15 protein-coding genes are annotated in these 18,895 nt (G+C 72.1%); 10 read left to right on the top strand and 5 right to left on the bottom strand.

Features of this window, described 5'->3' with window-relative positions; genetic code table 11:
• The first annotated feature begins 111 nt into the window (after positions 1-111).
• Complete coding sequence (locus ABZ851_RS11115; protein ID WP_088800097.1) at positions 112-588, top strand: MarR family transcriptional regulator; 477 nt, start codon at positions 112-114, stop codon at positions 586-588.
• A 57-nt stretch (positions 589-645) separates the two neighbouring features.
• On the opposite strand, the gene ABZ851_RS11110 is transcribed toward ABZ851_RS11115, so the two are convergent.
• Both ABZ851_RS11110 and ABZ851_RS11105 read right to left on the bottom strand, forming a co-directional pair.
• Complete coding sequence (locus tag ABZ851_RS11110; RefSeq protein ID WP_361124971.1) at positions 646-2,049, bottom strand: HAMP domain-containing sensor histidine kinase; 1,404 nt, start codon at positions 2,047-2,049, stop codon at positions 646-648.
• 4 nt (positions 2,050-2,053) lie between these two features.
• A complete protein-coding gene (locus ABZ851_RS11105) occupies positions 2,054-2,767 on the bottom strand; it encodes a response regulator transcription factor (protein ID WP_361124807.1) in 714 nt (237 codons plus the stop codon).
• A gap of 110 nt (positions 2,768-2,877) precedes the next feature.
• Here ABZ851_RS11105 and ABZ851_RS11100 point away from each other — a divergent pair, with 110 nt between their 5' ends.
• The gene (locus tag ABZ851_RS11100; RefSeq protein ID WP_361124805.1) at positions 2,878-3,588 is read left to right on the top strand and encodes a PepSY domain-containing protein; all 711 of its coding nucleotides are present in this window, start codon (positions 2,878-2,880) and stop codon (positions 3,586-3,588) included.
• 269 nt (positions 3,589-3,857) lie between these two features.
• On the opposite strand, the gene meaB is transcribed toward ABZ851_RS11100, so the two are convergent.
• Both meaB and ABZ851_RS11090 read right to left on the bottom strand, forming a co-directional pair.
• Entirely contained in the window at positions 3,858-4,817 is a 960-nt protein-coding gene (meaB, locus tag ABZ851_RS11095; protein WP_361124803.1) for a methylmalonyl Co-A mutase-associated GTPase MeaB, read from the bottom strand.
• 72 nt (positions 4,818-4,889) lie between these two features.
• A complete protein-coding gene (locus ABZ851_RS11090) occupies positions 4,890-6,065 on the bottom strand; it encodes an acetyl-CoA C-acetyltransferase (protein WP_088802353.1) in 1,176 nt (391 codons plus the stop codon).
• A 174-nt stretch (positions 6,066-6,239) separates the two neighbouring features.
• Here ABZ851_RS11090 and mce point away from each other — a divergent pair, with 174 nt between their 5' ends.
• From mce to ABZ851_RS11055, 7 genes are all read left to right on the top strand, one after another.
• Positions 6,240-6,680 carry a methylmalonyl-CoA epimerase gene (gene mce / locus ABZ851_RS11085; protein ID WP_088800090.1) on the top strand — a complete coding sequence of 147 codons (441 nt, stop codon included), beginning with the start codon at positions 6,240-6,242 and terminating at the stop codon, positions 6,678-6,680.
• A 207-nt stretch (positions 6,681-6,887) separates the two neighbouring features.
• Positions 6,888-11,138 carry a polarized growth protein Scy gene (gene scy, locus ABZ851_RS11080; protein WP_361124801.1) on the top strand — a complete coding sequence of 1,417 codons (4,251 nt, stop codon included), beginning with the start codon at positions 6,888-6,890 and terminating at the stop codon, positions 11,136-11,138.
• Between the two features lie 113 nt (positions 11,139-11,251).
• Positions 11,252-12,190 (top strand): cellulose-binding protein, encoded by a 939-nt coding sequence (locus tag ABZ851_RS11075; RefSeq protein WP_088800086.1) that lies wholly within the window; start codon positions 11,252-11,254, stop codon positions 12,188-12,190.
• A 192-nt stretch (positions 12,191-12,382) separates the two neighbouring features.
• On the top strand, positions 12,383-13,426 hold the full coding sequence (locus ABZ851_RS11070; protein WP_361124799.1) for an ATP-binding cassette domain-containing protein: 1,044 nt from the start codon (positions 12,383-12,385) through the stop codon (positions 13,424-13,426).
• A 3-nt stretch (positions 13,427-13,429) separates the two neighbouring features.
• A complete protein-coding gene (locus tag ABZ851_RS11065; RefSeq protein WP_336050228.1) occupies positions 13,430-14,203 on the top strand; it encodes an ABC transporter permease in 774 nt (257 codons plus the stop codon).
• A 277-nt stretch (positions 14,204-14,480) separates the two neighbouring features.
• Positions 14,481-15,752, top strand: coding sequence for an ATP-binding cassette domain-containing protein (locus ABZ851_RS11060; RefSeq protein WP_361124796.1), 1,272 nt, complete (start codon positions 14,481-14,483; stop codon positions 15,750-15,752).
• The gene (locus ABZ851_RS11055) at positions 15,749-17,119 is read left to right on the top strand and encodes an ABC transporter permease (protein ID WP_361124794.1); all 1,371 of its coding nucleotides are present in this window, start codon (positions 15,749-15,751) and stop codon (positions 17,117-17,119) included. The genes ABZ851_RS11060 and ABZ851_RS11055 overlap by 4 nt, the downstream gene beginning before the upstream one ends.
• Before the next feature lie 80 nt (positions 17,120-17,199).
• Here the strand turns inward: ABZ851_RS11055 and ABZ851_RS11050 are convergent, their stop codons facing one another.
• Entirely contained in the window at positions 17,200-17,547 is a 348-nt protein-coding gene (locus tag ABZ851_RS11050; protein WP_336050223.1) for an ATP/GTP-binding protein, read from the bottom strand.
• 186 nt (positions 17,548-17,733) lie between these two features.
• Here ABZ851_RS11050 and ABZ851_RS11045 point away from each other — a divergent pair, with 186 nt between their 5' ends.
• Positions 17,734-18,783, top strand: coding sequence for an LLM class flavin-dependent oxidoreductase (locus ABZ851_RS11045; RefSeq protein ID WP_361124792.1), 1,050 nt, complete (start codon positions 17,734-17,736; stop codon positions 18,781-18,783).
• Positions 18,784-18,895: the final 112 nt, after the last annotated feature.

Here is an 18,895-nt window from a genome sequence, read left to right as displayed (position 1 = left end):
CTCTGCGGACGGTGACCTCGAACGTCTGACCAACGTCCGGCCCCGGCCGCCGACGTCACCGACCCCCACCGGATTAATTCACTATTCAACTTTTACGGGTAGAATCATTCCATGACGACCGACAGTGACACCCCCTGGCTGACCGACCAGGAGCAGTGTGCCTGGCGCACCCACCTGGACGTCAGCAGGCTGCTGATGCACCAACTCGAGCGGGATCTGCAGCCGTTCGGCCTGACCAACAACGACTACGAAATCCTGGTCAACCTCTCCGAGGCCGAGGACCGACGGCTCCGGATGAGCGACCTGGCGGCCAGCACGCTGCAGTCCAAGAGCCGTCTCTCCCACCAGATCACCCGGATGGAGAACGCCGGCCTGGTGCGCCGCGAAAGCTGCGAGTCGGACCGCCGTGGCCTCTACGCCGTCCTCACCGACGAAGGCTGGGACACCATGCGCCGGGTGGCCCCGCACCATGTCGCCTCGGTCCGCAAGCACTTCATCGACCTGTTCACCGCCGACGACCTCCAGGCGCTCCGCAGCTCCCTCGGCCCCGTCGCCGAACACCTCCGCAAGGAGCGCGGCGGCCTCTGACCGGCCGGCCTCGGCCCCCTGACCGGGCCGGGGCCGGGCGGCCAGGGCCCCGCCGGATCAGCCGGCCACCGGCAGCCGCAGTTCGAACACCGACCCCGTGCGCACGCCCAGCGAGCCGCCGTGCCGCACCGCCACGTCCCGCGCGATGGCCAGCCCCAGACCGGCCCCGCCGTCGTCCCGCGCCCGCGCGTCATCGAGCCGTACGAACCGCTCGAAGATCCGCTCCCGCTCGCCCTCCGGCACCCCGGGCCCGTCGTCCTCGACCCGCAGCGCCACCCACTCCCCCTCGCGCACCACGGCCACCCGCACGGACCCCGCGGCATGCCGCTGCGCGTTGTCGAGCAGGTTCCCCAGCACCCGCGCCAACTGACTGCGCGACCCGGCCACTTCCGCGCCCGCCAGCTCCCCGACGTGCACCGGGATCCGGTCCGCGACCCGCTGCGAGCTCTCCTCGCGCACCATCGCCGCCAGATCGACCCGGGCGTCCGCCGGCCGCTCCCCCGCGTCCAGGCGCGCCAGCAACAGCAGATCCGCCGCCAGCCGCTGCAGCCGCACGGTGTCCTCCACCGCACCCGGCACATCCAGCAACTCCGGATGCGCCACGCCCACTTCGAGCTGGGTCCGCAGACTCGCGATCGGGCTGCGCAGCTCGTGCGAGGCGTCCGCGACGAACCGCCGCTGCCGCTCCACGGACGACTCCAGCGCCGCCAGCGTCTCGTTGGTCGTCCGCGCCAGCCGGCCCACCTCGTCCTGCGACGACGGCACCGGCACCCGGCGGCTCAGATCCGTACTCGCCGTGATGGCGGCCATCTCCCCGCGGATCCCCTCCACCGGCCGCAGCGCCCGCCGGGTCACCAGCCAGGTCACCCCCGCCACCACCACGCACAGCAGCGGCAGCCCGGTCAGCATGGCCGTCCGCACCGACCCCACGGCCTCCTGCTCCGGCGCCAGCGCCGCCCCCGCCCGCACCGTGGCCGTCCCGCCGCGGGCGTCCTTGGCCTCGACCACCGCGAACCGGTAGTCGGCCACCTTCCCGTCGACATTCGCGGTACCGTCCCGGCGGGCCACATCGTCATCGACCTCACCGGGCTTGAGCCCGCTGCGGTCGTCGTCATCGTCGTCCCCGGACGTACCCGGCCCGGGGCCCTGCGCCCCGTGCCGCGCGCCGCCCACCGGCTTCCCGTCGACGGCACGCACGTCCTCACCGGCCGCCAGCACCCGTCCGTCGTCATCGGCCACCACCACCGGATGGTCCTCGCCATCCGGCAGATCCAGCCCGGCATACGGCGTGCCCGTCGCGATCTGCGCGGCCACCTCCCGCGCCGCGACCTCGGCCTGCAGCCCGGCCTGCTCCTGCAGATTGCCGCGCAGCACCAGCAGCACGGCCGTCCCCGCCGCGATCAGCGCCAGGGCCACCACCACGGTCGCGCCGGCCGCCGCCCTGGCCCGTACGGAGCCCAGCACCCTACTCACCCGCCACCAGCCGGTATCCGGCACCGCGCACCGTCACGATGTACCCGGCGCCGAGCTTGCGCCGCAGTGCGCTCACATACACCTCGATGATGTTGACGTCGCCCTCGTAGGCGAAGTCCCAGACGTGCTCCAGGATCTCCGCCTTGGAGACCACCTCGCCCGCCCGCAGCGCCAGCTGCTCCAGCACCGCGAACTCCTTCGCCGTCAGCGCCACTTCCGCACCGTCCCGCTCCACCCGCTGCGCGCCCTGGTCGATGGTCAGCGCCCCCACCCGCAGCACCGGCAGCGCGCTGCGGCCGTGCCGGCGCAGCAGCGCCTTCACCCGCGCCACCAGCACCACATACGAGAACGGCTTGGTCAGGTAGTCATCGGCCCCGGTGTCCAGCCCCTCGGCCTCGTCGTACTCGCCGTCCTTGGCCGTCAGCATCAGCACCGGCACGTCGTGGCCCGCGGCCCGCAGCGCCCCGCACACCCGGTAGCCGTTCATCCCCGGCAGCATGATGTCGAGCACGATCAGGTCATAGCCGTCCTCCGTCGCCCGGCGCAGCCCCTCCCGTCCGTCGTGCACCACGTCCACCGCGTACCCCTCGGCCATCAGTCCCTTGGCCAGCGACAGGGCCAGCCGTTTCTCGTCCTCCACGATCAGCAGACGGAACGGGCGGCGCGCGCCTCCGGGCGGGCGGTGGCGGGTGACAGGCGGGTGCATGCGCTCACCATGCCATCCCTTTCCTGAAGCCTCCTTCAGGCACCTTCAGGTCCCCTTCAGCTTCGTTCAGCGAGTGTGTGGACACAGCCGATCGCAAGGGGAGAACACACATGAAGCGCCATCTGATCATCGCCACCGCCGCGGCCGCCGCCCTCGTCGCCGGCGGCACGGTCACCGCCGTCGCCGTCAGCAACGGCGGCTCCGCCCCCACCGCCTCCGGCGGGCAGCTCCCGGCGACGACGGCCGCCCACGATGCGGGTGCGCAGGCCTCGGGCACGGCCCGGGTGCAGGACGGCCGCTCCAGCATCCCGATGCGGGACGACGACGCGAACGGCCAGGAGGAGATCCGCGAGGCCCACGCCGCCAAGGTGAGCGCGCCGGACGCCGCGGCCGCCGCGCTGAAGGCCGTCCCCGGCACCGTGACCGGTCTCGACCTGGACGCGGACCGCCCCGGCCTGGTCTGGGACGCGGACGTACTGGGCAAGGACGGCAAGTGGCACGAGATCACCCTCGACGCCGGCAACGCGCGGGTGCTGAACCAGCACATCGATCACGACGAGGACGACGACGCCCAGGAGCGTGCCGCCGCCGAACACGCCGGGACCGACGCCGCGGCCGCCGCCCGCAGCGCTGCCCCGCACGGCAAGGTGACCTCCGTCGAGCTGGACGACGACCACCGGGGCAAGGCCGTCTGGGAGGTCGAGACGATCACCAAGAACGGCAAGGAGCACAAGCTCCTGGTCGACCCGCAGTCCGGCAACGTGACCATCGCTCCGGCGCATGACTCGGACGACGACGACAACGACAGCGCGGACGACTGAGCCACGCCCTGCTCAACCCGGCCCCCGTCCACGCTGTTGTGGGCGGGGGCCGCCGGCGTGACGTCACCGGTCGCCAGTGGCTGGGGCCCGTGCGCCCTTTCATTGCGGGTGGCGGGCCGGAGAGACGCCCGGTACCCCGTCCTCGCAAAGGCGCCGGCCCCCCCAGCGCAAGCGACCTCACCGAGGCCGGCCCACCGGCGCCCCCAAAGGGGCGCGGGGAACTGCGCGCCCAGCCACAACCGGGCCCGCAGACAGACAACGCGGGCCCGTCAGCCCCCGTTGGTCAGCCCCTCGACCAACTCATCCGCCGCCCGATACGGATCCGTCTCGCCGGAGACAATCCGCTCCGCGAGCGCGTCCAACCGCTGGTCCCCCCGCAGATCACCGATCCGCTCCCGCAGCGCCGTGACCGCGATCGTCTCGACCTCATGCGCCGCCCGGGACCGCCGCCGCTCGGCCAGGACGCCGTGCTCCTCCATCCAGGCCCGGTGCTTCTCCAGCGCCTCGACGACCTCGTCGACACCCTCGCTTCGCGCCGCGACCGTCTTGACGATCGGCGGCCGCCAGTCGCCGGGCGCACGGGATTCGCCCAGCCCCAGCATGTGGTTGAGCTCGCGCGCGGTGGCGTCCGCGCCGTCCCGGTCGGCCTTGTTGACGACGTAGACGTCACCGATCTCCAGGATTCCGGCCTTGGCCGCCTGGATGCCGTCGCCCATGCCGGGCGCGAGCAGCACCACGCTGGTGTCGGCCTGCGAGGCGATCTCGACCTCGGACTGGCCGACACCGACCGTCTCGACGAGGACCACGTCGCAGCCCGCCGCGTCCAGGACCCGGATCGCCTGGGGCGCGGCCCAGGCCAGGCCGCCCAGATGGCCGCGGGTGGCCATCGAACGGATGTAGACGCCGGGATCGGAGGCGTGCTCGCTCATCCGTACGCGGTCGCCGAGGAGCGCGCCGCCGGAGAACGGCGAGGACGGGTCGACGGCGAGCACGCCGACCCGTTTGCCCGTCTTGCGGTAGGCCGTCACCAGCGCGGAGGTGGTGGTGGACTTGCCGACGCCAGGTGAGCCGGTCAGCCCGACCACATAGGCATTGCCGGTGAGCGGCGCCAGGGCCGCCATCACCTCGCGCAGCTCCGGTGACGCCCCCTCGACGAGGGAGATCAGCCGGGCCACGGCCCTCGGCCGGCCCTGCCGTGCCTGCTCCACCAGCTGTGGGACGTCCACCATCGCCGCTCGGCTCCTTCGGTTCGCTGGTATGCGAATCGGCCCGCCCGTACGCGCGTGCGTACGGGTACTCGGTTACTTACCCGGTACGCGAATGATCAGCGCGTCGCCCTGACCGCCGCCACCACAGAGCGCGGCGGCACCCACGCCACCGCCCCGCCGGCGCAGCTCCAGCGCGAGATGCAGCACGATGCGGGCTCCGGACATCCCGATCGGGTGACCCAGCGCAATGGCGCCGCCGTTGACATTCACCTTTTCCGGGGACACCCCGAGGTCCTTCATCGACTGCACGGCGACGGCCGCGAACGCCTCGTTGATCTCGATCAGGTCAAGATCGGCGACGGTCAGTCCGTCCTTGCCCAGCGCGTGGTTGATCGCGTTGGAGGGCTGGGACTGGAGCGAGTTGTCGGGGCCGGCGACATTGCCGTGGGCGCCGATCTCCGCGATCCATTCGAGCCCGAGTTCCTCGGCCTTGGCCTTGCTCATGACCACCACGGCGGCGGCGCCGTCGGAGATCTGCGAGGAGGTGCCGGCGGTGATCGTGCCGTCCTTGGCGAAGGCCGGGCGGAGCTTGCCGAGCGATTCCGTGGTGGTTTCGCCGCGGATGCCCTCGTCCTTGCTGAAGACGACCGGCTCGCCCTTGCGCTGCGGGATCTCCACGGGGGTGATCTCGGCCTCGAAGAGCCCGTTCTTCTGGGCGGCGGCGGCCCGCTGGTGGGAGCGCGCGGCGACCTCGTCCTGCTCCGGTCGGGCGATGCCCAAACGGGTGTTGTGCTTCTCCGTCGACTCGCCCATCGCGATGCCTTCGTAGGCGTCGGTGAGGCCGTCGTGGGCCATCGCGTCGAGCATCTCGACGGCGCCGTACTTGAAGCCCTCGCGGGACTTCGGAAGCAGGTGCGGGGCGTTGGTCATGGACTCCTGGCCACCGGCAACGATGACGTCGAACTCACCCGCGCGGATGAGCTGGTCGGCCAGCGCGATGGCGTCGAGGCCGGAGAGGCAGACCTTGTTGACGGTCAGCGCGGGGACGTTCATGGGGATGCCGGCCTTCACGGCCGCCTGACGCGCCGGGATCTGCCCCGCCCCGGCCTGGAGCACCTGGCCCATGATCACGTACTGCACCTGGTCACCGCCGATGCCCGCCCGATCCAGTGCCGCCTTGATGGCGACGGCGCCCAGGTCCGCGCCGGAGAAGGTCCGCAGGGATCCCAGGAGCCGCCCCATGGGGGTGCGCGCTCCCGCCACGATCACTGAGGTGCTGCCATTCGTGCCGTTCGTTGCAGACATGCGGTGCGGCCTTCCTTTGCAGGGAAGTTAACGAGGGTTACCCGTCAATGTACTGAGCGGTACGCGCCGGGTCACCGGCAAGCGGGTGTGATCGCGCGCACGTTGCGTAACCAGCCATGCGAGGGGTGCACTGGAGCCATGCTGACGCGAATCGACCACATCGGGATCGCCTGTTTCGACCTCGACAAGACTGTCGAGTTCTACCGTGCCACGTATGGCTTCGAGGTGTTCCACACCGAGGTCAACGAGGAGCAGGGAGTCCGGGAAGCCATGATCAAAATCAATGGGACGTCGGACGGCGGCGCCTCGTATCTGCAGCTCCTGGAACCCACCCGCGAGGACTCCGCGGTGGGCAAGTGGCTTGCCAAGAACGGCGAGGGCGTCCATCACATCGCCTTCGGCACCGCGGACGTGGACGGCGACTCCGAGGCCATCCGCGGCAAGGGCGTCCGGGTCCTCTACGACGAGCCCAGGACGGGTTCGATGGGGTCTCGGATCACCTTCCTGCACCCCAAGGATTGTCACGGAGTGCTCACCGAACTCGTCACCGCGGCGCCCGCCACCTCCGAAGACCACTGACCATCACCTTCCCCGGCCGGTAGAGTGCAGCTTCGGCCGGGGTAAGGGAGTGGGGCTCGGTCCATACTCTGCCGATGATCTGACACCATTTCTTCGGAAGGGTCAGCTCCGAGGGGCGCGACTCCGGTACGACGTGACGTGTACGGGACGAGCACCGCAGGACGGAGACGGCCGCCACCATGACCAGGGGACGGATGGGACCGCGCAGTGCGGGGCAACGACCGCTACGAGGCTGACGACCACCTCTCGCAGTTCGAGGCCGAGATGGAGCGGCTGAAGAGCGAGCGGGACAAGGCCGTCCAGCACGCCGACGACCTCGGCTATCAGGTCGAGGTGCTGCGCGCCAAGCTCCATGAGGCGCGCCGCAACCTCGCGACCCGTCCTGCCTACGACAACGTCAGTCATCAGGCCGAGCAGATGCTGCGCAATGCGCAGATCCAGGCGGACCAACTGCGTACGGACGCCGAGCGCGAGCTGCGCGAGGCCCGGGCGCAGACCCAGCGGCTGCTGCAGGAGCAGGCGGAGCGGCAGTCCCGGCTGGAGGCCGAGCTGCACGCCGAGGCGGTCACCCGGCGCCAGCGGCTCGATGAAGAGCTCAACGAGCGCCGGCAGACCGTCGAGTCGCACGTCAACGAGAACGTCGCCTGGGCCGAACAGCTGCGCGCCCGGACGGAGTCGCAGGCCCGCCGGCTGATGGAGGAGTCCCGCCGGGAGGCCGAGCAGGCGCTGTCGGCCGCACGGGCCGAGGCCCAGCGGCTGGCCGAACGCGCCCGTGAACGGCTCGGCACCGAGGCCGAAGAGGCCCGTGCCGAAGCGGAAAGCATTTTGCGCCGCGCCCGGACCGACGCCGAGCGGCTGCTGAACGCCGCCTCCAACCAGGCCCAGGAGGCCACCGATCAGGCCGAGCAGCTGCGCACCAGCGTCGGCACCGAGTCGGAGGAGGCCCGCCGCCAGGCCGCGGAGCTGACCCGTACCGCCGAGGCACGCCTCCAGGAGGCGGACAAGGCGCTGCGCGAGGCGCGCGCCGAGGCCGAGAAGCTGGTCGACGAGGCGCAGCAGAGCGCCACCAAGCGGCTGACGGCGGCCGAGTCGGACAACGAGCAGCGCACCCGTACGGCCAAGGCGGAGATCGCCCGGCTGGTCGGCGAGGCCACCAAGGAGGCCGAAGCGCTCAAGGCCGAGGCCGAGCAACTGCGCGAGGACGCCCGCACGGAGGCCGACCGGCTGATCGCCGAGGCGGAGGAGACCGCCCGGTCCAAGGCGTCGGAGGACGCCGCGGCCCAGCTGGCGAAGGCCGCCCGCACCGCCGAGGAGGTGCTGAACAAGGCCTCGGAGGACGCCAAGGCCACCACCAAGGCGGCCGCGGAGGAGGCCGAACGGCTGCGCAGCGAGGCCGAGGCCGAGGCGGACCGGCTGCGCGAAGAGGCGCATGACACCGCGGCCCAGCTCAAGGGCGCGGCGAAGGACGACACCAAGGAGTACCGCGCCAAGACCGCCGAACTCCAGGAGGAGGCACGGCGGCTGCGCGGTGAGGCCGAGCAGCTGCGCGCGGACGCGGTCGCCGAGGGCGAGCGGATCCGCAGCGAGGCCCGCCGGGAAGCGGTCCAGCAGATCGAGGAGGCGGCCGGGTCCGCCGAGGAGCTGCTGGCCAAGGCCAAGGCCGATGCCGAGGAGACCCGTTCGGGCGCCGTCGCGGAGAGCGAGCGGGTGCGGACGGAGGCCATCGAGCGGGCCACCGCGCTGCGCCGGCAGGCCGAAGAGGCGCTGGAGCGGGCCCGGTCGGAGGGCGAGGAGCTGCTGACCGAGGGCGCCCAGGCCGCGGAGATGGTGACCGCCGAGGCCGAGGAGTCCGCCGCGCGGCTGCGTGCGGCGGCCGAAGAGGCCGCGGAGGAGCTGCGGAGCGAAGCGCAGGCCGAGCTGGACCGCCTGCACGGCGAGGCGGAGGAGAAGGTCACCGCCGCCGAGCGGACGCTGCGCGATGCCCGCGCGGAGGCGGAGCGGCTGCGCCGGGAGACCCAGGAGGACGCGGCCCGGCTCAAGGCGGAGTCGGCGGAACGGCGCCGGATGCTGCAGCAGCAGGCCGAGGAGGAGGCCGAGCGGCTGCGCGACGAGGCCGCGTCCGACGCCTCGTCGGCCCGCGCCGAGGCCGAGGCGGTGGCGACGCGGCTGCGCAGCGAGGCGGCGGCCGAGGCGGAGCGGCTGAAGTCGGAGGCCCAGGAGACCGCGGACCGGGTGCGTGCCGAGGCCGCGACGGCCGCGGAGCGCACCGGCGCGGAGGCGGCGCAGGCGCTGGCCGCGGCCCAGGAGGAGGCCGCGCGGCGGCGCCGGGAGGCCGAGCAGCTGCTGGGCGAGGCCCGCGAGGAGGCCCACCAGGAGCGCACCGCGGCGCGCGAGCAGAGCGAGGAGCTGCTGGCGTCGGCCCGTACCCGGGTGGGCGAGGCGCAGGAGGAAGCCGAGCGGCTGGTCGAGGAAGCGGACCGGCGTGCGGGCGAGTTGGTGGCGGCGGCCGAGCAGACCGCACAGCAGGTGCGGGACGCGGTCGCGGGGCTGCACGAGCAGGCCGGTGAGGAGATCGCCGGACTGCGTTCGGCGGCCGAGCACGCCGCGGAGCGCACCAAGGCCGAGGCACAGGACGAGGCGGACCGGGTCCGCAAGGACGCCTACGACGAGCGGGAGCGCGCCTCGCAGGACGCCGCACGGGCGCGGCAGGAGGCCCAGGAGGCCCAGGAGGCCGCCAAGGTCCTGGCGGAGCGGGCGGTTTCCGAGGCCATCGAGGAGGCCGACGCGCTCCGTACGGAGGCGGCCGGTGTCCTGGACGCGGCGCGCCGGGACGCCGATGCGGCCCGGTCCGAGGCCGCCGAGCAGGCCGACCGGCTGGTGTCGGAGGCGACCGCGCAGGCCGAGAAGCTGGTCGCGGACGCCACGGCGAAGGCGCAGCAGCTGCGTACCGACGCCTCGGACGCGCTGGCCGCGGGCGAGCAGGACGCGGCGCGGGCCCGTGCGGAGGCGCGCAACGACGCGAACCGGATGCGCTCGGACGCCGCCGAGCAGGCCGACCGCCTGATCACCGAGGCCCGCACGGAGGCCGAACGGATCGTCACCGAGGCGACCGAGCTGACCTCGTCGGCGCAGGACGACGCGGACCGTACGGTCCAGGAGGCCCAGCAGAACGCCGAGCGGCTGCGGGCCGAGGGCGAGCAGCAGGCGCAGGCCCTGGTGGCGGAGGCGACCGAGGCGGCCGAGCGGCTGCGGACGGAGGCGGCCGAGGCGCTGGAGAAGGCCCGTCTCGACGCCGAGCACACCGGCGACCAGGCGCGCGAGGCGGCCAACAAGACCCGCTCGGACGCCGCCGAGCAGGCCGACCAGCTGATGTCGGAGGCGGCGACCGAGGCGGAGCGGCTGCGCACGGAAGCGGCGGAGACGACCGCGGACGCCGAACGGGACGCGGACCGCACCCGGGCCGATGCCCGCGAGCAGGCGGACCGCATGATCGCGACGGCCACCGCGGAGGCGGACCGGCTGCGCACGGAAGCGGCCGAGACGGTCACCGCCGCCCAGGAGCACGCCACCCGCACCCGCAGCGAGTCCGCGCAGGTCAAGGAGGACGCCGAGGCGGCGGCCGAGCGGACCCGGACAGAAGCGCAGCAGGAGGCGGACCGGCTCGTCGACGAGGCGCGCAAGGACGCCGCCAAGCGCCGCGGGGACGCGGCCGAGCAGGCGGACCAGCTCGTCGCCAAGGCCCAGGAGGAGGCCCTGAAGGCCGCCACCGCCGCCGAGGAGCAGGCCGACACGATGGTCGGCGCGGCCCGCAAGGAGGCCGACCGGCTCATCGCGGAGGCGACGTCCGACGGCAATGCCCGGGTGGAGAAGGCCCGTACGGACGCGAACACGCTGCTGGAAGAGGCCCGCCGCGACGCCACGGGCATCCGGGAGCGTGCCGAGGAGCTGCGCCGGCGGATCGAGTCCGAGGTCGAGGAGCTGCACGAGCGGGCCCGCCGGGAGTCCGCGGAGACGATGAAGAACGCCGGCGAACGGGTCGACAAGCTCATCGCGCAGGCCACCGCCCAGCAGGTGGAGGCCGAGGAGAAGGCCGACCGGATGGTGGCGGACGCCAACAGCGAGGCGAGCAAGGTCCGGATCTCGGCGGTGAAGAAGGCCGAGAGCCTGATCAAGGAGGCCGAGAACAAGAAGGCCGAGGCGGTGCGCGACGCGGAGCGGATGCGCAGCGAGGCCGAGGCGGAGGCCGGCCGGATCGTGGACGAGGGCAAGCGGGAGCTGGAGGTCCTGGTGCGCCGGCGCGAGGACATCAACGCCGAAATCAGCCGCGTTCAGGACGTTCTGGAGGCCCTGGAGTCGTTCGAGTCACCCGGCGGAAACGGCGAAGGCAAGGGCGGCGGGGTGAAGGCGGCCGCGGGTGCGGGGGCAACTCGTTCGAGTGGCAAGCAGTCTGAAGGGTAGCCACTCAAATGAGGGGTCATTCTCCAGATCAAACCCGCAATGACTCGATGACACGCCGTGATGACCCCTAGGATTCTCCTTATCACCTCACCGGTCTCTTCGACAGGAACCCCATGAGCGACACTTCCTCCCCCTTCGGCTTCGAGCTCGTGCGGCGTGGGTACGACCGCGGTCAGGTGGATGACCGCATTACGAAGCTCGTCGCCGACCGCGACAGCGCGCTGGCCCGCATCACGTCGCTGGAAAAGCGGATCGAGGAGCTGCACCTCGAAACGCAGAACGCCCAGGCGCAGGTCAATGACGCCGAACCGTCCTACGCGGGCCTCGGTGCGCGCGTGGAGAAGATCCTCCGCCTCGCCGAAGAGGAAGCGAAGGATCTGCGTGAAGAGGCCCGTCGGGCCGCCGAGCAGCACCGCGAGCTGGCCGAGTCGGCCGCCCAGCAGGTTCGTAACGACGCCGAGCAGTTCGCCACCGACCGGAAGGCGAAGGCGGAGGACGAGGGCGCCCGGATCGTCGAGAAGGCCAAGGGCGAGGCGGCCACGCTGCGCGCCGAGGCGCAGAAGGACGCGCAGTCCAAGCGCGAGGAGGCGGACTCCCTCTTCGAGGAGACCCGCGCCAAGGCCGCGCAGGCCGCTGCGGACTTCGAGACCAACCTCGCCAAGCGCCGTGAGCAGTCCGAGCGCGACCTGGCCTCGCGTCAGGCCAAGGCCGAGAAGCGGCTCGCGGAGATCGAGCACCGCGCCGAACAGCTCCGCCTGGAGGCCGAGAAGCTGCGGACGGACGCGGAGCGCCGGGCCCGCCAGACGGTGGAGACCGCGCAGCGCCAGGCCGAGGACATCGTGGCGGACGCCAATGCCAAGGCGGATCGTATCCGCAGCGAATCCGAGCGCGAGCTGGCGGCGCTGACCAACCGCCGCGACTCGATCAACGCCCAGCTGACCAACGTCCGCGAGATGCTGGCGACGCTGACCGGTGCGGCGGTGGCCGCGGCCGGCGCCCCCGGCGAGGACGAGACCGCCTCGCACGGCGTTCCCGCTCAGCAGACCCGCTGACCCGGCGGACCGCCGGCCCGCCGGCCCTCCACCGGCTGACGCTGGATGGTGCCCCGGCAGGTTCCGCACCGTTCCGGGCCGCGCCCCCGTACCGCCTCCTGTGGCGGTACGGGGGCGCGGTGCGTACGGGGGGTCAGCCGGGCGGCCCCGCACCGGTGGCAGGGGGCCCGGAGCGGGCCTAGCGTGCTGTACATGATCGAGCTCGAGGGGCTGACCAAGCATTACGGCGACAAGGTCGCCGTGGACGACCTCACCTTCACAGTGCGGCCCGGCATCGTCACCGGCTTCCTCGGCCCCAACGGCGCGGGCAAGTCGACGACCATGCGGATGATGCTCGACCTGGACAACCCGACGTCGGGCACGGTCCGGATCAACGGCCGGCACTACCGCCAGCTGCAGGATCCACTGACGTACATCGGTGCCCTGCTGGAGGCGAAGTCGGTGCACGGCGGCCGGAGCGCCGCCCACCATCTGCTGTGTCTGGCGCAGAGCAACGGCATCCCCCGCAGGCGGGTCGGCGAGGTGCTGGACACCGTGGGGCTGAGCGCCGTCGCCAAGAAGCGGACGAAGGGGTTCTCGCTCGGGATGAGCCAGCGGCTGGGCATCGCCGCGGCGCTGCTGGGCGACCCGCAGGTGCTGCTCTTCGACGAGCCGGTCAACGGCCTCGACCCCGAGGGCATCCACTGGATCCGCACGCTCATGCAGAACCTCGCCGCCCAGGGCCGCACCGTTTTCGTCTCCTCGCACCTGATGAGCGAGATGGCACTGACCGCCGAGCACCTGATCGTGATCGGGCAGGGCCGGCTGATGGCGGACACCTCGATGAAGGACTTCATCCACCAGAACTCGCGGTCCTACGTCCGGATGCGGTCCCCGGAGCAGGAGAAGCTGCTGGATCTGCTGCACGCCGAGGGCATGCGGGCGGTGGCGGCCGCCAACGGCTCGCTGGAGGTCGACGGGGTGCCCGCGGAGCGGCTGGGCGAACTGGCCGCCGCACACCAGCTGGTGCTCCATGAGCTGAGCCCCCAGCAGGCGTCCCTGGAGGAGGCCTTCATGCAGCTGACGGCGGAGTCGGTGGAGTACCACGCACACGGCGGCGAACCGGTGCCGGCGCAGGCCGGCGGGTGGTCGCCGGCGGCACGGCCCCCGGGAGAGCCGCAGACGGCCGGGGCACGGCCGGGCGAACCGCAGCCGACCGGCTGGGGCGCAAACTGGCAGAAGAAGAAGAGGAGCTGACGGATGGCGGCGCTCGGGCAGGTCATTCGGTCGGAATGGACCAAGATCAGGTCGGTGCGGTCCACGGTGTGGACGCTGGGCATCGCCGTCGTGGTCACCGTGGGGCTGGGTGTGGTGATCTGCAGCCTGACCAGCAGCGACTTCAACTCGATGCCGGCCAGGGCCCGGCTGGCGTTCGATGCCACCAACATCAGCTTCGCCGGGATGGGGCTGGGCCAGCTGGCGATGATCGTCTTCGGGGTGCTGGTGGTGTCGAACGAGTACAGCACCGGCATGATCCGCGCCTCGCTGGCGGCCGTACCGCAGCGCGGCACCTTCCTGTTCTGCAAGCTGCTGGTGGCCACCGCGCTGGTCTTCGTCGTCGGCCTGGCGACCAGCTTTGTGACGTTCTTCGCGGGGCAGTCGGTGCTGGGCGATCTCCGGGCGCACATCGGGGATCCGGGCGTGCTGCGCGCGGTGATCGGCGGCGGGCTCTATATGACGCTGATCGCGCTGTTCTCGATGGCGGTGGCCACCATGCTGCGCAGCCCGATGCTTTCGCTGGGCATTCTGATGCCGTTCTTCTTCCTCATTTCCAATATCCTCGGAAATGTCACGGCGACCCGGAAAATCGGCCGCTTTCTGCCGGACCAGGCGGGTTCAAAGATCATGCAAGTGGTGACGCCCGCCAACAGCGATGTGCCGTACGGCCCGTGGGGCGGGCTGGGAATCATGATCGCCTGGACGGCCGCGGCACTCGTCGGCGGATTCGTCCTTCTGAAAAAGCGCGACGCATAACGGATTCCGCGTTCCATTCCGTTCCGTCCCGTCCGTCCTGAGCAGCGCGGGCGCGCCCCGGCGTCCCTCCCCGTCCGCAGCCGCCATGGCGGGAGCGCGCAGCCGCCGAGCCCCGAAGCCGACCAGCCGCCGAGCCGCGAGACGCCAAATCCGGAGCTCCGCAGGGCAGTCGGGGACATGAGGAATTGACGGGAACCGTCAACGGCCGGATAGCCTCCTAACCCTCACGGGGGCACGAGGGCGCCTCTGCCCCGACCATCTCGCGAGGGGCGGAGAATTGATCGAGGCAGTCGGCCTGACGAAGCGCTACGGCGCCAAGACGGCCGTGTACAACCTGTCGTTCCAGGTAAGGCCGGGCACGGTGACCGGCTTCCTGGGGCCCAACGGCTCCGGTAAGTCGACCACCATGCGCATGATTCTGGGCCTGGACGCACCGACCTCGGGGCAGGCCACCATCGCCGGCCGGCCCTTCCGCAGCCTCCCCAACGCTCCGCGCCAGGTGGGCGCGCTGCTCGACGCCAAGGCCGTGCACGGCGGCCGCAGCGCGCGCCAGCACCTGCTCTCGCTCGCCCAGCTGTCCGGTATTCCCGCCCGCCGGGTCGACGAGGTGCTGGGGGTGGTCGGTCTGCAGGACGTCGCGGGGCGGCGTTCCAAGGGTTTCTCGCTCGGTATGGGCCAGCGGCTGGGCATCGCCGCGGCGCTGCTCGGCGATCCGCAGGTGCTGCTCTTCGACGAGCCGGTCAACGGCCTCGACCCCGAGGGCATCCTGTGGGTGCGCAATCTGATGAAGCAGCTGGCGTCCGAGGGCCGTACGGTCTTCGTCTCCTCGCACCTGATGAGCGAAATGGCGCTGACCGCCGAGCACTTGATCGTGATCGGCCGTGGACAGCTGATGGCGGACATGCCGGTCAAGGACTTCATCTCGGCCAACTCCGCCGATTTCGCCAAGGTGCGTACGCCGGACACCGAGCCGGAGCAGCGCGAGAAGCTGATCGCCGCGATCGGTGAGGCCGGCGGGCAGGCCGTGCCCGAGCCGGACGGCGCGCTGCGGGTGACCGGGCTGCCGCTCCCCCGTATCAGCGATGTCGCGCACCGGGCCGAGGTCCGGCTGTGGGAGCTGTCGCCGCACCAGGCGTCGCTGGAAGAGGCGTATATGCAGCTGACGCAGGGCGCCGTGGACTACCGCTCGACACACGACCAGCGGGCCGGTCTGCAGGGTGCCCCGGCCGGGTACGGCCCGCAGGGCGCCGCACCGCAGGGGTTCGCGGGCGGACCCGGATACGCGGCCGGGCAGCCCGGCCAGGCACCGGCCGGAGTTCCCGGCCAGGGGCAGCCGAACCCGTACACCCAGCAGGATCCGTACGCCCAGCAGGCGGCCGGGGCGGCTCCGGGGCCGGGCTATCCGCCGCCGGCGCAGGCGCAAGGTCACCCGTACGGGGGACCCGAGTCCTACGGCGCACCCCACCCGTACGGGCAGCAGCCCGCCGCGCCGATGCCGCCCGCCGCCCCCGCCGACCAGCCCACGCCGCACCACGAGGACGCCCGATGACCAGCCCTCAGCAGCCGCAGCCTGAGCGCGGACCCCACGACACCGGCGCGCAGCAGCAGCCGATGCCGGCCGCGCCCCCGATGCCGCCCGCCACCCCGCAGGGCGCCGCACCGCAGCAGGGCACCCCGCCCCAGGGGCAGCCGGCCGGTCCGGAGCAGCCCGCGCAGCAGCCGGCGCCGCAGCAGCACGCGCCCGCCAAGGAGGCCGGCACGATGATGCTCCAGGCCCAGCAGCCCCCCGGGCAGCCCGCACCCGCCAAGGAAGCGGGCACGATGATGCTCCAGGCCCAACAGGCTCCGGGGCAGCCCGCACCCGCCCAAGAGGCGGGCACCATGACCCTCCAGGCCCAGCAGGCTCCGCAGCCCCAGCAGGCCCAGCAGGCCCAGCAGCCGCCCGTACCGCAGCCGCTCGCCGCGCACGGACCGGGCAAGGACGCGGGCACGATGATGCTCCAGGCCCAGGCTCCGGCCCAGGCCCAAGGTCAGGCTCCGGCCCAGGCCCAGGGTCAGGCCCCGCAGCCTCCCGCCCAGCCGCACCCCCAGCAGGCCTACGCCGGCGGACCGGGCGGCTATGTCTCGTCCATCCCGGTGCGCCCCACCCACCTCGGCCATGCGCTGCTCTCCGAGTGGACAAAGATCCGCTCCGTGCAGTCGACGCTCTGGACGGTGGGCGTGATGATCCTCCTGACGGTGGGCATCGGCCTGCTGACGGGCTCGGTCATCGCCGGGCACAGCGACACGCTCGGCCCCGACTCACCCCTGAGCTACGGCACCTTCGGGATGATGATGGGCCTGATCCCCCTGATCACGCTGGGCGTGCTGGTGATCTCCTCCGAGTACGGCACCGGAATGATCCGCACCACCCTCACGGCCTGCCCGCCCCGTGCCCGGATCCTGACCGCCAAGGCGATCGTCTTCTTCGTCCTGAGCTTCGTCCTCGCCCTGGTGACCACGACGGTGGTGGCCCTCGCGCAGTACTCCATGGTCAGCGGCCTGGAGATCAAGAACGTACCGACCGGAGCGGACTGGTTCAAGGCCACGGTCGGGGTGAGCCTCTTCGTCGCCATGATCGGGCTGCTCTCGCTGGCCGTCGGCGCCCTGCTGCGGCACTCCGCGGGCGCGATCACGCTCATGATCGGCGTCTATCTGCTGCCGTTGGTGCTGGCGATCTTCATGCAGGCGGAAAGCCTCAAGGACATCCAGATCTGGCTGCTGGAGTACGCGCTCCCCAGCCAGCTCGGCGTGATGTTCAGCAGCAACCTCGTCAACACCGGCCCGTCCGGCTGGGACCCCCTGTGGATCGTCACGGGCCTGACGGCCGTCACTCTCGGTGCCGCCTACGCGGTCATCAACAAGCGCGACGTCTGAGACGGTCCGGCCGCACCGGCGCCCCGGGCGCCGAGGAGCGGCCAGGACATCGCCCTGAGCCCTGAAAGGGAGTATCCGCCCTAGTAACGGGGCGCGTTACGGGACCGCTGGAGCCGCGCGCTCCGGCGGTCCCGTGCGTTCCAGCACGCCTTGTGCCAGTGCCGGCGGTCATCGACGTCACCGTGCTGCGGCCAGGCGACCACGTGCGGGACCCCGGGCGGAATCTCCTGGTCGCAGCCGGGGCAGCGGTAGCGCTTGGCCGCGCCGCCGCCCCCGACGGGCCGCACGACCCAGTCCTCGCCGCGCCACTCCTCGGTGGTCTCCCAGCCGCCGCTGCCGGGAGGCGCCCCCATCCGGCCGTAGGGGTCTCCGCCCGTGCGGTCGGTGGGCTTCGCACCGCCGTGCTGGCGGTTTCGGCGCGGGGACACAGAACACCTCGGATATGTACGGAGTCACGGGCTGTCACCAGCGTACGCGGCGCGGTCAGGGGTGGACGCCGCTCGGCAGGATTCTGCGATCATCAGGAAATTTCGCGTCAGGCCGTGCCCTTGGCACGTGTCACACGTTGTTGCCTGTAAGGGGGAGTCGCGTCGGCTGCGAGGAGGCAGAGAGCGATGCGCGTTGGGGCTTTCATCCTGGCCGCTCAATTCCCCGGTCAGGGACAGGGGGAAGCACTGCACCGCGCGGTGCGCTCCGCGGAGGTCGCGGAGGAGGCCGGACTCGACGATGTCTGGCTGGCGGAACACCACTTCGTACCCTACGGCGTCTGCCCGAACGCGGCGACGCTGGCCGGGCTGCTGCTGGGCCGGACCCGCAGGATCGGCGTCGGGACGGCGGTGAGTGTGCTGCCGACCCAGCATCCGGTGGCACTCGGTGAACAGGCGGCGCTGCTGCATCTCACCTCCGACGGGCGGTTCACGCTCGGCGTCGGCCGCGGCGGTCCGTGGGTCGATCTGGAGGTGTTCGGTTCCGGACTCGAAGCGTATGACCACGGCTTCCCGGAATCGCTCGATCTGCTGATGCGCTGGCTGCGGGAGCCCCGGGTCGGCGCGCAGGGCGAGCGCTATACGTTCCGCGAAGTGGCGGTGGTACCGCGTCCGGCCGAGGCGCTGACCGCTCCGGACGACCCGGGCGCCGGGCCTCCGGGCCCGCCGGTCGTGGTCGCCTGCACCTCCCCCTCGTCGGTGCGCACGGCTGCCGCGCGCGGGCTGCCGATGCTGCTGGGCATGCACTGCGGCGACGAGGAGAAGGCGGAGATGATCGCGCTGTGGCGGACGGCCGCGCGGGAGGCCGGGCTGGACGGCGACGAGGTGGCCGCGGCGGCGCATGTCTCGGCCGGGGTGGTGCAGATCGCCGACGACCGCGAGGCCGCGCGGGAGACCCTGACGAAGGCGATGCCCGGCTGGCTGCGGCAGGGCCTGGGCGCCCATGTCACGGTCGACGGCCGCTATCGCGCGATGCGTGATCCGCATGCTTATACGGAGTTGCTGTGCGGGCTGCACCCCGTCGGACCGCCGCAGTGGTGCGCGGACCGGCTGGCGGCGACCTCGGAGCGTACGGGCATCACCCGCTTCGCGCTGCTCGTCGAGGGCTCCGGCGATCTTGCGGCGACGGAGGAGAACGTCCGCCGGCTGGGCACGGAGGTGCTGTCGCAGCTGGCGTGACCGGGCCCGGTACGGCGGACGGCATGCGCAGGTCGTGAGCGGGTAACCGTGATGTTGCCTGCGAAGCGCCGGTGTAAGGGCGCCGTACAACGGAGCGGTACGAGGCAGCGGT

The organism is Streptomyces sp. NPDC047049 (assembly GCF_040643995.1).
Classification (GTDB): domain Bacteria; phylum Actinomycetota; class Actinomycetes; order Streptomycetales; family Streptomycetaceae; genus Streptomyces; species Streptomyces mooreae.
Note: the sequence above shows the minus strand (reverse complement) of the source record. Positions and strands in the feature narration are given on the sequence as shown.